8 protein-coding genes are annotated in these 12,268 nt (G+C 75.2%); 3 read left to right on the forward strand and 5 right to left on the reverse strand.

Annotated features, from left to right (window positions below):
- The first annotated feature begins 159 nt into the window (after positions 1-159).
- Both AB0F56_RS17680 and AB0F56_RS17685 read left to right on the forward strand, forming a co-directional pair.
- Positions 160-1,953, forward strand: a complete 1,794-nt coding sequence (locus AB0F56_RS17680) for a CoA transferase (RefSeq protein ID WP_362010095.1) — start codon at positions 160-162, stop codon at positions 1,951-1,953.
- Positions 1,950-3,701 carry a class I adenylate-forming enzyme family protein gene (locus AB0F56_RS17685; protein ID WP_362010097.1) on the forward strand — a complete coding sequence of 584 codons (1,752 nt, stop codon included), beginning with the start codon at positions 1,950-1,952 and terminating at the stop codon, positions 3,699-3,701. The genes AB0F56_RS17680 and AB0F56_RS17685 overlap by 4 nt, the downstream gene beginning before the upstream one ends.
- A 65-nt stretch (positions 3,702-3,766) precedes the next feature.
- On the opposite strand, the gene AB0F56_RS17690 is transcribed toward AB0F56_RS17685, so the two are convergent.
- The 3 genes from AB0F56_RS17690 to AB0F56_RS17700 are packed head-to-tail and all read right to left on the reverse strand — an operon-like array spanning position 3,767 to position 6,050.
- Entirely contained in the window at positions 3,767-4,597 is an 831-nt protein-coding gene (locus AB0F56_RS17690; RefSeq protein ID WP_362010100.1) for a zinc ABC transporter substrate-binding protein, read from the reverse strand.
- The gene (locus tag AB0F56_RS17695) at positions 4,540-5,418 is read right to left on the reverse strand and encodes a metal ABC transporter permease (RefSeq protein WP_362010103.1); all 879 of its coding nucleotides are present in this window, start codon (positions 5,416-5,418) and stop codon (positions 4,540-4,542) included. The genes AB0F56_RS17690 and AB0F56_RS17695 overlap by 58 nt, the downstream gene beginning before the upstream one ends.
- Complete coding sequence (locus AB0F56_RS17700; protein ID WP_362010106.1) at positions 5,415-6,050, reverse strand: ATP-binding cassette domain-containing protein; 636 nt, start codon at positions 6,048-6,050, stop codon at positions 5,415-5,417. Before AB0F56_RS17700 ends, AB0F56_RS17695 begins: the two co-directional genes overlap by 4 nt.
- Positions 6,051-6,225: 175 nt before the next feature.
- On the opposite strand from AB0F56_RS17700, the gene AB0F56_RS17705 reads away from it, so the two are divergent.
- Positions 6,226-11,265 carry a CHAT domain-containing protein gene (locus tag AB0F56_RS17705; RefSeq protein ID WP_362010109.1) on the forward strand — a complete coding sequence of 1,680 codons (5,040 nt, stop codon included), beginning with the start codon at positions 6,226-6,228 and terminating at the stop codon, positions 11,263-11,265.
- A gap of 29 nt (positions 11,266-11,294) precedes the next feature.
- On the opposite strand, the gene AB0F56_RS17710 is transcribed toward AB0F56_RS17705, so the two are convergent.
- The gene (locus tag AB0F56_RS17710) at positions 11,295-11,459 is read right to left on the reverse strand and encodes a hypothetical protein (RefSeq protein ID WP_362010112.1); all 165 of its coding nucleotides are present in this window, start codon (positions 11,457-11,459) and stop codon (positions 11,295-11,297) included.
- Complete coding sequence (locus AB0F56_RS17715) at positions 11,434-12,129, reverse strand: DUF6338 family protein (protein ID WP_362010115.1); 696 nt, start codon at positions 12,127-12,129, stop codon at positions 11,434-11,436. Before AB0F56_RS17715 ends, AB0F56_RS17710 begins: the two co-directional genes overlap by 26 nt.
- Positions 12,130-12,268: the final 139 nt, after the last annotated feature.

Raw genomic sequence — 12,268 nt, forward strand, 5'->3', positions numbered from 1 at the left:
GGTTCGGGTTTCGGGGCCAGGGTCCAGGTCGCCGGGAACCCGTGGGAACGGCTGTCCGACTGACTCATGCGTGGAACTGGTCGGGAGCGGAGCCCTTCGGGTTCCCGTTCACCCAACACCCACCGGGCGCCGCGACCGCCGCGCCGGGAGAGGAGAGGCATGGCGACATCCGTCACCACCCAGACGGTCCGGCCGCTCGACACACTCCAGTTCGACGCCGTCGGGCCGCCGGAGCTCACCGATGTCGTCGCCCGTCACCTGCGGCTGCTCGGTGCCACGGCGACCACGCTCGCCGCCCCCGGCCGCGAACGTGCTCCTGCCGGCGCCCAGTTGAGCGGGGGCGGCTTCGCCGGCGTCGGGGCCGTCATGTCCTGGAGCGGCGCGCCCGCCGCGTACGGGATCGCCGACGAGGCCACCGTCCAGGCCGCCACGGGGATCATGGCGGTGCACGGCCGGCGCGACGGCGCTCCGCGCGGGCTCGCCGCCGACTTCGCCGCCACCGCCACCGGCGTCCTCACCGTGCAGGGCATGCTCGCCGGCCTCCTCGCCCAGGCCCGGGGCGGCAAGGGCCCCGCGCGGGTCGGCACCTCGGCGGACCGGGCCGGGCTCCTCGCCGTCTCCCAATACCTCGCCGCCGCCGGGGCCGACGAAGGCGAGGCCGCCGAACTGGCGCCCGGCGGGCCACCGTTCACCTCCGCCGACGGCGTCCTGTTCGAGCTGGAGACCCTGGACCCGGGAGCCTGGGCGGCCTTCTGGCGGGCCCTCGACGCCCCGGCCGACGCGATACGGGCGGGCTGGAAGCCCTTCCAGTTCCGCTACGCCACCGCCTGCGCACCCTTCCCCGCCACGCTCCACGCCACCACGCGCGCCCACGGCTGGGAGCGCGTACGCCGGGCCGCCAGCGCCTCCGGAGCCGAGGTCTGCGCCCTGCGCACCCTGGCCGAGCGCGCGGCGGAGGACGACGGCGCCGCCCCCTGGTCGCTCGGCCTCCTGCGACCGGGCACAACCGCGCCCCCGGGGAGCGTGCCCAGCCCCGAGCGCCCGCTCGCGGGCCTGACCGTCCTGGAGGCGGGCCGCCGCATCCAGGCCCCGCTCGCCGCCCACCTCCTCGGACTCCTGGGCGCCGACGTCGTCCGGATCGAACCGCCCGGCGGTGACCCGCTGCGCGGCATGCCGCCCGCCTGCTCGGGGGTCTCGGCCCGCTGGCTCGCCCTCAACCGGGGCAAGCGCGCCGTCGAGATCGACATCAAGTCCGCCGACGACCGACGGCGGCTGCGGGAGATGGCCGCGGAGGCCGATGTGTTCCTGCACAACTGGGCCCCGGGCAAGGCCGCCGAACTCGGCCTCGACGCCGAGGACTTCGCCGCCGTCAACCCGGCCCTGGTCCACGCGTACACCAGCGGCTGGGCCGACCGGCTGACCGACGCCCCGATGGGTACGGACTTCATGGTCCAGGCCCGGACGGGAGTCGGCGAGGCCGTCCGCCCGCACGGCGAAACCGCCGCGCCCTCCCTGATGACCCTCCTCGACGTCCTCGGGGGGCTCGTCGGCGCGGAGGCGGTGCTCGCCGGGCTCCTGCTGCGCGAACGCACCGGTCACGGCGTCCGGGTCGACTCCTCCCTCCTCGGCGCCGCCGACACGCTGATCGCCCCCGCGCTGCGGCGGGCCGCCGGAGGCGCGGACCCGCGCCGCCCTGCCGGCTTCCGCCACCCGCTGCCCACGGCCGACGGCTGGGTCACCCCCGCCGACGCGTGCGCCGGCGCGGCGGCCGCGTACGACCTGAGCGAGCTGCCCACCGAGGAAGCCGTACGGCAGTTGAGCGCCCGCGGCCTGACCGCGACGGCGGTCACCACCGATCTCTCCGACCTGCACCACGACCCGCGCTTCGCCGGCTCGATCAGCCGCGACGCGCACGGCGCACCCGCAGTCCCCGACCCCTGGAGCTTCGCATGACCGCCGACAGCCTCACCGCCCCCAGCCTGCCCACCGCCCGGACCCCTGTCGGCGCGACCATCCCCAACAAAGGCACCGGCCTCCGGGACCTCCTCCCCGCGCGGCTGCGCCGCTCTTGGGCCGTCGACGGCACCTGCCCCGACCTCGACCTCTACAGCCTCTTCCGCGCCCGCCAGATCGCCGAGCTGCACCGCACAGCCATCCTCGACTCCAAAGGGAAGCTCTGTTACACCGCCCTCGACCGCAAGGTCCGATGTCTGGCCACCGGGCTCAGAGAGCTCGGCATACGCGAGGGCGACGTGGTCGGCGTCCAGCTCCCCGACAACCGCAACGCGGTCATCGCCGACCTGGCCCTCGCCGCACTCGGAGCCGTGGCGCTGCCGTTCCCGGCCGGCCGGTGCGCGCAGGAGGCCGCGTCCCTGCTGCGGCGCGCCGAGGCCGTCGCCGTGATCGCCACGACCGAGCACCGCGACGCCCACCCAGCCGCCGACCTCCTGGCCCTGGCCCCCCAGCTGCCCGCCCTGCGCCACGTCGTCGCCGCCGGACCCGGGACCGGGCCCGAAGGGGCCGTGGCCTTCTCCCAGTTGCTGCGCTCGGATCCGGCCGACTTCGTCGCGGCCCGCCCCGACCCCGACAGCGCGGCCCGCATCCTCGTCTCGTCCGGTTCCGAGGCGGAGCCGAAGATGATCGCGTACTCGCACAACGCCCTCGCGGGCGGACGCGGCAACTTCCTCGCCTCCCTCATCCCCGACGGCACCCCGCCGCGCTGCCTCTTCCTCGTGCCGCTCGCCTCCGCGTTCGGCTCCAACGGCACGGCCGTCACCCTGGCCCGGCACGGCGGCACGCTCGTGCTGCTCGACCGGTTCACCCCCGAGGCCGCCCTCGCGGCGATCCGGGAACACGAGCCGACCCACATCCTCGGCGTACCGACGATGATCCGCATGATGCTCGACCGACTGGAGACGGCCGAAGAGGCGTCCACCGAGCTCCCCACGCCCACCGCCCTCGTCCTGGGCGGCGCGCCGCTCGACGAGACGACCGCGGCCGACGCGGCGGCGGCCTTCGGCTGCCCGGTCGTCAACCTGTACGGATCGGCGGACGGCGTCAACTGCCACACCGGCCTGGAGAACCGCACCCCGCCCACCGACGCGGCCGGTGTCGTCGCCGGCCGGCCCGACCCCCGGGTGGCCGAGATCCGGATCACCGACACCGAGACCCACGAGCCGCTCCCCGAGGGCGGCGTCGGGGAGATCGTCGCGCGCGGCCCGATGACCCCGCTCTGCTACGTCGGCGCGCCCGAACTCGACGCCCGCTACCGCACCGCCGACGGCTGGGTCCGCACCGGCGACCTCGGCTTCCTCGACCCGGACGGCATCCTCCACGTGGTCGGCCGGCTCAAGGACATCGTGATCCGCGGCGGCGCCAACATCAGCCCCGCCGAGGTGGAGCGCGCCCTCGCCGCCCACCCCGGGATCCGGGACGTCGTCTGCGTCGGCGTGCCGGACGAGCTGATGGGGGAGCGGCTCGCGGCCTGCGTGGTGCCCCGCGCCGACGGGCCGGCCGGCCCGCCCCTGGCGCTCGACTCGCTGGGCGCGCACCTGGCCGCGTACGGCCTCGAAGCGCGCAAGCACCCCGAGCGTCTGCTGACCGTCGCCGAACTCCCGCTGACCCCGGCGGGCAAGCCCGACCGAGCGGCCCTGCGCGCTCAACTCATCGACGCAGACAGGGGCGTTCGCGCAGCCGGATGACATGACGGTGGGGGCGGTCCGACCGGACCGCCCCCACCCTCACCGCTTCCCTACGACCGTCCGGCTCAGGACGTGGCGCCCATCGCCTTCTTCAGCTCGGCCGCCGCCGTCCGGTACACGGCCAGCAGATCGAGGTCCTCGCCCGGGTAGTTGACGATCTTCACCTGCGTGGCGCCGGAGTCGGGCAGCACCGTCCCCGTCGACATGTGCGCGTTGTCGAGGACCAACGCGGGCTTCTTCTTGGAGAGGTCCGCGAGCTGCGCGGGCGTGACGGCCTCGGGGCCGTACGTGCCGACCGTCGTGGCACCCGCCAGCTTGGCCGACCAGGCGGTGAAGACCTGCGCGACGACGTTCGGGCTCTTCCCGCCCGGCCAGGCGGCCTTCAGCTCCCCGGACAGCTTCTTGTATTCGGTGTCGAACCCGGTCTTCCAGGTCGTCGCCGCCTGCTCCGTGCCGAACAGCTTGCCCAGACGGTCGACTTCGGCCTTCACCTTGTCGGCGTCGTTGTCGAGACCGACCTCGACCAGCTCGGCCTTGGAGCCCGCAGCCTCCTTGATCTTCGCGGCGTACGGCTCGAAGGGCGCGTACAGCACGAAGTCGGCCTTGGCGACGGCGGCGAGGTCGGAGGGCTTGGGGTCGTAGTCGGGCGCGTGGTGGGTGGACGGCGGCACGATCACCGTGATGTCCTCGGCGCCCGCCGCCTTGGCGAAGGCCCCCTCCCAGGTCGTGGTCACGACCACGACCGGCTTCCCGTCGCCCGGGCGCGCCTCGCCGCGGCCCGCGTCGGGCTCGGGGCCCGAGTCGGCGCCGCAGCCGGTCAGCAGAACGGAGGCCGCGCTCAGTGCGAGGACGGGGAGGAGGGAAGCGATGCGGATGCGGACGCGGGTGCGCGCCATGAGCGGGTTCTCCGTTCGGGGATGAGATGGACGGCGAGGACGACGGCCCCCGCCGTCAGGACGAGGACGGGCCCGGGGGGCCAGTCCAGCCAGAGGGCGATGAGGAAGCCGGTCAGGTTGACGGCGACGCCGATGGCGATCGCCCAGAGGGTGATCGACTTCAGGGAGGTGCCGAGCCGTCGGGCGGCCAGCGCGGGCAGCAGGGTCAGGGCGTCCACGAGCAGCGCACCGGTCAGCTTGATCGCCCCGGCGACGGCCACCGCGACCAGGACGAGCAGGACGAGCGTCAGGGCGCGCACGGGCACGCCGGAGCAGAGCGCGAGTTCACGGTCGTACAGCAGGAGGGCCAGATCCCGCCGCTTCCACCAGAAGAGGCCCGGTACGAGCACCGCGAGCAGACCCAGCACGACGATGTCGGCCGTCCCGACGGACAGGATCGACCCCCACAACAGGGCGAACGCCCCGGAGGCGTTGACGCCCGACACGGCGAGGACGAGCAGGGCGGCGGCGATGGCCAGGCTCATCAACAGCCCCATCGCCCCGGACAGTCCGTCGGGGGTACGGGCCAGGGGCGCGACCCCGGCGCCCGCGAGGGCGCACGCGACCAGCGCGCACACCATCGGGTCGAGACCGGTCAGCAGGCCCACGGCGATGCCGAGCAGCGCCACGTGCATCATCGCGAAGCGCACCGGCATGATGTCGAGCCCGACGATCACCACCCCGACCACCGGCAGCCCGACCGCCGCGAGCAGCAACGCGAACCCGGCCCGTTGCACCGGCAGCAGTTGGAGCAGTTCCCCCAGGTCGGCGGCGAGGTTCACCGGACCTCCCGCAGTCGTCCGGCGGCCATCTCCAGGACCCGGTCGCACCGTTCGGCGAGCGCCCGGTCGTGCGTCACGACGATCAGGGTGACCGGCAGGGCCGTCAGCGTGTCGGCCGCCTCCTCCTGGCCCTCGAAGTCGAGGGCGGCGGTCGGCTCGTCCGCGAGCAACACCTGTGCCCCTGCGGCCACGCACCCCATCGCCCGCGCGAGGTACACGCGCTGCAACTGCCCCCCGGAGAGCGTGTGCACGGGCCGCTCCGCGAGCTGTGCGACCCCGAGCCGGGCGGCGGCCTCGGCGGCCTCCGCCGGCGCGCCGCCGCTCGCGAGGAGCTCGTTCGCGAGCAGCGGGAACCGGCCGGCGGCGGGCTTCTGCGGGATCCAGGCGCAGGCCCGGCGCCGCCAGGCCGCCTCGGCGGCGGAGTCGGTGCCCCGCCCGCCCACCAGGATCGAGCCGCTCACCGGCCGGTGCAGCCCCAGGACGGCCCGCAGCAGGGTGGTCTTCCCCGACCCGTTGGTGCCGGTCAGCGCGACCCGCTCGCCGGCCGCGATCTCCAGGTCCACGCCCGTGACGGCGTCGACCCGGCCATGGCGGCAGGCGACCCCCCGCATGTGAACGTCAAGTCCGCCCATTCCCCGCCTTCCCGCCATGCTCGTGGAGTCCGCCCGGGTAGTCGGCCGCGACGCCCCTCCGGTTCCCGGCGTCCGTCCGGTTTTCACGGGGCGGGTGGCCGGGAGGTTTCGGTGCGGGCGGAGCGCCTTGGTCAACACCCGTACCACTGAGCTACGTTGACCTCGGCCGGGCACGATGGTGGAGCCGACGGGGGAGCGGGGCGCGGGGCCGATGGACGTCGAGGAGACAGCGCGGCGCATCCTGGACCACATCCAGCGGGCGGAGGAGGACCCCGAGGCGCTCGCCTGGTTCCTCACCGAGGAGGCCGCGGCGGACGCCGAGGCGGTACGCGGCGCCGGCCTGCTGCCGGACGGCAGCGTCCTGCTGGCCGCCGTCAACGCGATCGGCTACTACGAATGGGGCCGCTTCCTCGCGGGCGGCGCGACGGACCACGCCGTCCTCGGCTCGGCCGTCCTCTGCTTCCTCGACGTCCACCGGGTCTCGCCCGCGCACGTGCCGCCGTTGCTGAGCCCGCTGCTCGCGCTCCTCGCGGGTGAGCCCGCCGGAGCGGACGCCGACCCCGGGAGCGCGTACGACGTGGGCGCCGGGATCCTCCTGCTGTACACCCGGCACCGCAACCCCGCCCTGCTGCCCGCCTCGGCCGCCCTGCTGCGCCACGCCGTCGCGGGCGTCCCCGAGGGAAGCGCCGAACAAGGCACGTTCCTCTCCGACCTCGGTCTGGTCCTCCTCTACGGATTCCGGGACGGCGGCGGCCCCGAGCTCCTCGACGAGGCCGTGCACCAGAGCCGTGCCTCCGTGGCCGCCCCCTCCCCGGAACGGGCCGAACAGGCCCGCAGGCAGGGCAACCTGGGCCTCGTCCTGAGGCATGTGGCGGAGGCGCACTCCGATCCGGAGGTGACGCGCGAGAGCGTCGAGACCCTGCGCCGGACGCTGGACGTGAGCATGCCGGGAGATCCGTACCACGCCCTGCACCTCGGCCTCCTCGGCTCGGCGCTACTCAGCGCCGCGCCGCGGCTCGACCAGCCTGCCCTCCTCATCGATGCCGTCGACTTCCTGCGCCGGTCGATCGCCGCCGAGCCCCCGGGGCAGCCGCCGCCCGCGGCCCATCTCGCCGATCTGGGCATGGCGTCGATCGGGCTCTCCCTCGCCCCGGAGCGGGCCACGGGGCCGCAGGACCGCACCGGGCTCTACGACGACGGCATCGACACCATCCGGCGTGCGGCCGCCTCGGCAGGCAACCCGGTCGAGGCCTCCCTCTACCTCTCGAACCTCGCGTTCGCCCTCAACGGCCGTACGGCCAGGAACCCCGCCGCCCTCGACGACGCCCACCGCGCGGCCCGCGACGCCCTGGCGACCGCCCCGCCAGGACACCCGGCGCACGCCTACGCCGAGTACGTCCTGTCCGAGGTCCTGCGCACCCGGTACGTCGAGACCGGCGTCCTCGAAGAGCTGGACTCCGCGCTCGGGCACGCCCGCAGCGCGCTGGACGGCACCCCGCCGCACGACGGCAAGTACGCGGGCCGGGCCCTGGACTTCGCCGACCTGCTGCGGCTGCGGGCGGGCGCCGTCGGGGACGCGCCCGAGGCGCTGGCCGAAGCGCTCGCCCTGCTGCGCCGCGTCGCCGCCGAGAGTCCGGTGCACGACGCCGGGCGGGCCAGGGCGCTGCTCAAACTGGCACGGGTCCTCGACGCGTCGGACGACGGCGTCGGCGAGCGGGCCGAGGCGCACGCGGCGGAGGCGGAGCGCACGTACCGGGAGTGCGTCGCGCTGACGGTCGGGAACGACGGCGTCGGCGCCGCCGCCCGCAACGCCCTCGGGCAGCTGCTCGTACGACGGGCGAACCGCGCCGCGGTCTACGGCGAAACCGCGGGTCCGGTCGCCGATCCTGCCGCTGCGCGCGCGGAGGAGGCGCGCCGTGAGGGGCTCGCCCTGATCGACGAGGCGCTCGACCTGATGCGCGACGACGATCCCCGGCGCTCCGAGTACCTGTCCGATCTGGGCTGCGTCCTCCTGGAGCACGGCGAGGCGACCGGCAGCCCCGAAGCCTACGCCGAGGCCGTGCGCACACTGCGCCTCGCCGTGGCGGTCGCACCGCCGGGCCAGGTCCACGACAGGGCCGTGGCGTGCTCCAACCTCGGCGCCGCGCTGGTGGGTCTGGGCATGCTCACCGGCGACGAGGCGCCGCTGGCCGAAGGGATACGGTCGCATCGGGAGGCGGTCGCGGCGACCGGCCCGCGCGACCACTACCGGGCGCACCGCCTCGGCAACCTGGGCGACGCGCTCCAGCGCCTGGCCCAGCACCGCTCGGACGTCACCCTCCTCGAGGAGGCCGTCGAGGTGCTCCGCGAGGCCGTCCGCGACGCGGGCCCCACCGTGCCGGGCGCGGCCGACAACTTCACCCGCCTCGGCAACGCCCTGCGCTCGCTCACCCGCTTCACCGGCGACGCCGGGCCCCTCGAAGAGGCCGTCCACTGGCAGCGACAGGCCGTCGCCGCGTCACGGGTGCCCGCCCCGAGGACCGCCGGCACCCGCCCGGCCTCCGTGTGGCGCGCCCGGTCCAACCTCGCCAACGTCCTCCTGGAGCTCCACCAGCGCAGCCTGGACCCGTCCCAGCGCGAGGAGGCCCTGGACCACTACCGCGCCGCGCTCGAGAACAGCCAGGAACCCGGCGACCGTCACGTCCTCCTCACCAACTACGGCAACGCCCTCTTCGCCCTCGCCGGCGACACCGTCGACGACACCCTCATGGACACCGCGTTCGGCGTCCTGCGCGAGGCGGCCGCCGCCGTCCCCGCCTCCCACGCGGGGCGCTCGGGGGTCCTCATGAACCTCGGCATCGCCCTCGTGCGGCGTTCCAGCCTCACCGGCGACCGCACCTGGCTCACCGAGGGCCTGACCGTCCTGCGCCGCGCCGTGGACGAGTCGGCGCCGAACTCCTTCGACCGCCCCGTCCAGCTCTCCAACCTCGCCCACGCACTGAGCACCCGATACAGCGAGACGGGCGACCGCGCCGACGCGGACGAGGCCGCGGACCTGCTGCGCGAGGCGATCTCCCTGGAGCACGGCGAGCGGCACGGCAGGGACCTCGCGCGCATCAACCTCGGCATCCTGCTGCACCGGGTCGCGTTCTCCCCGGAGGCGCAGGACCGCCCCCTCGCCGTGGAGTCGAGGCGCGTCCTGGAGGAGGCCCTCGCGGGCCTGGACGACCGCCACCCGCGCCGGGCGATGGCACTGATCAACCTGGCCGGCACCCTCATGGGCACCGCGGAGATGACCCAGGGCGCCACCGACCCGGCGCTGGGCCCTCTGCTCGACCGGGGGCTGAGCGCCGTACGGGAGGGACTCGGCCGGCTCTCCGAAGGCCACCCCGACCACACCCAAGGCCTGTGGATCCTCGCCAGGCTCCAGGTGGCCCGTGCCCGGTTCGCCGACGGGCCGGGTGGGGGCGCGGGCGCGGGCGGCGGCGCGGACTCCCGCGGTGCCGCGTGGGCCGCGGATCTCGGCGAGGCGATCCGGTGCGCCCGGCAGGCCGCCCACAGCACGGTCGCCCCGGTCTCCCAGCGCCTGCTGGCCGCGCGCACCTGGGGCGACGCGGCCGCCGCGGCGGGTGAGGACGCCGAGGCGCTCGCCGGCTACACGTACGCCGTCGGCCTGCTGTCCAAGCTCGCCCCGCGCGGTCTCGCCCGCGCCGACCAGGAGGGACGCCTGACCGGCGGTACGGGGCTCGCCTCCGACGCCGCCGCGTTCGCGCTCCGGGCGGGGGACCCGTCGGCCGCGCTCACCCTCCTCGAAGAGGGGCGCGGCATCCTGCTCGCCCAGGGCGTGGAGACCCGCGGCGACCTCTCCCGGCTGCGTGCGGCGGACCCTGCCCTGGCCGCCGAGTTCGAGCGCGTCCGCGACGCGCTGAGCGCCGATCCGAACGGCGGCCTCAGGACGATTCCCGCCGCTCCCCGGCATGCAGGCGCACCCGACGACCCGTCGTACGGCCCCTCGTACTCCGGGCACGAGGCCGGACTCCTCGCCGAGACACGGCACGCCCTGGCCCGGACCTGGGACGAACTCCTCGACCGGATCCGCCGACTGCCCGGTCTGGAGGACTTCCTGGCCGCGCCGACGGCGGCGGATCTGCTCGGCGCGGCCTCCGGCGGACCGGTCGTGGTCGTCAACGTCAGCCGGCACGGCTCTGCCGCGCTCCTCGTCACCGCCGAGGGCATCCAGGTCGTCCCGTTGCCCGCCCTCGACCACGAGGAGTCCCTCAACCGGGCCACCGAATTCGTCGAGGCCGTCGACCGGGCGTACGGAGACCAGGGGGCCCGGCGGGCCGTCGCCGCGATGCGGACCCTGTCCGACACCCTGGAGTGGCTCTGGACCGCCGTAGCCGAACCGGTCCTCGACCGCCTCGACCGCCTCGGCCCGCTCGCCGCCCCGCGCGAGGACGGACCGTCGACCCGGCTCTGGTGGTGCCCCACGGGCTGGCTGGCGCTCCTGCCGCTGCACGCCGCGGGCCGCCCCGACCCGGGGCCGGGCGAGACCGTCCTCGACCGGGTCGTCTCCTCGTACACCCCGACCCTGCGCGCCCTGGTCCGCGCCCGGAACGCCCCCGTCGGCGCCGCCACGACCCTCCCCGCCCCGCTGATCGTCAGCCTCGCCGACACCCCCGGCGCCCCGTCGCTGCCCGGCGTCGCCCAGGAGGCGGAACTGCTCCGGAGGCTCTTCCCCGCGCACCGCGAACTCGCGGGCGGGGCCGCCACCGTGGCGGCCGTCCGCGACGCCCTGCCGGCCCACCCGTGGGTCCACTTCAGCTGCCACGGCGTGAGCGACCCGAACACGCCGTCGGAGAGCGGGCTGATCCTCCACGACGGGCGGCTCACGGTCCGCGACGCCGCCGAACAGCGCCCCCGCGAGGCCGTCCTCGCCGTATTGTCGGCCTGCTCGACCTCCCAGGGCGGATTCACCCTCCCCGACGAGTCGGTCCACCTGGCCTCGTCGTTCCAACTGGCCGGGTACCCGCATGTGATCGGCACGCTGTGGCCCGTCGCCGACAAGGTGGCGACCCGGCTGACGGAGGAGTTGTACGCGAGCCTCGTGGACGACCTCGCGCGGGGCCGCCCGATCGATCCGGCGACGGCCCTGCACCGCCCGGTCAGGGAGCTGCGCCGCCGTCTCGCGGGCGCCCCGCACCTGTGGGCCGCGCACATCCACACCGGTCCGTGACGGGGCGGGGCTCGTCCTCCGCGACGTGTTCAGTCGGACGGCGCGTCCTCGCCCATCGCCGTACCGGACGGTGCCTGGGGGACGTCGTCCGGCTCCGCCGCGTCGTCGGACGGCCGGTAGGTTCTGCGCCCGGAGAACTCCGTGAGCAGCTCCTCCAACTCCTCGTCCTCACTGGCCCTGTGATGCTGTGTCATGACCGGATCCTTCCTCCGCGTGCGCCCGGGCCATGGGGACGGCCGGCGCCGTCGGCCGCTGCAGCACTTCCAGTACGTCGATGTCGGCGGCGCGCAGGTACACCCCGCCGGTGTCCGGAACCTTCCCGAGGAACCGGCCGTCGGGACCCATCCGGTACTGGGCCTGCAGATAGAGGTCGCCCGGCTGCGGATAGGCCGAGACCGCCGACCTCGACCCCAGCCAACCACCCACCCACAGGCCGTTCTTGAGCCGGGCCCGGACGAAGCACGAACCCCGGTCACGGAAGAGCGCGTCCCAGGCCGTCGGCGTCGGCTCGTACCGGGCCCGCCTGCGCCTGCGGTCCAGGGCGGCCTCCGCCCAGGCGATCCCCGCGGGCACCAGGACCACGAGGAGGAGGGCCGCGCTCCCCGCCTCCCTGGGGTGCGCGAGCACCCCGGCGACCGGCCCCTCGCCCTGCCCGCCGAGCAGTCGCACCAGCCAGGGCCCGGCGGCCACCGCGTACACGGCGTCGAGCAGCGCGCCCGCCGCGATGGCGCGCACGATCCGGTTCTGCGGTTCCTGCTCCGCCGCGACCGCGCCGCGCAGATGTTCCCTTACGGCCTGGTAGAAGACTCCGGGCAGCACCAGGATCAGCAGAATGGTCAGCTGCTGCACCGTTCCCGGAACCATCGTTCCCTCGCTCCCTCTTTCGTCGCGCGCGCCGCCAACTCCCCCGCCCACACCGTACGTCGTGCGAGGTCTCCTACGAGAGCACGGGTGATCGAATCGATAGGATGGCGCGATTCGCCGCACCATGGGGGAGGTTGCC

It is taken from the genome of Streptomyces sp. NPDC026092 (assembly GCF_040638605.1).
GTDB lineage: Bacteria > Actinomycetota > Actinomycetes > Streptomycetales > Streptomycetaceae > Streptomyces.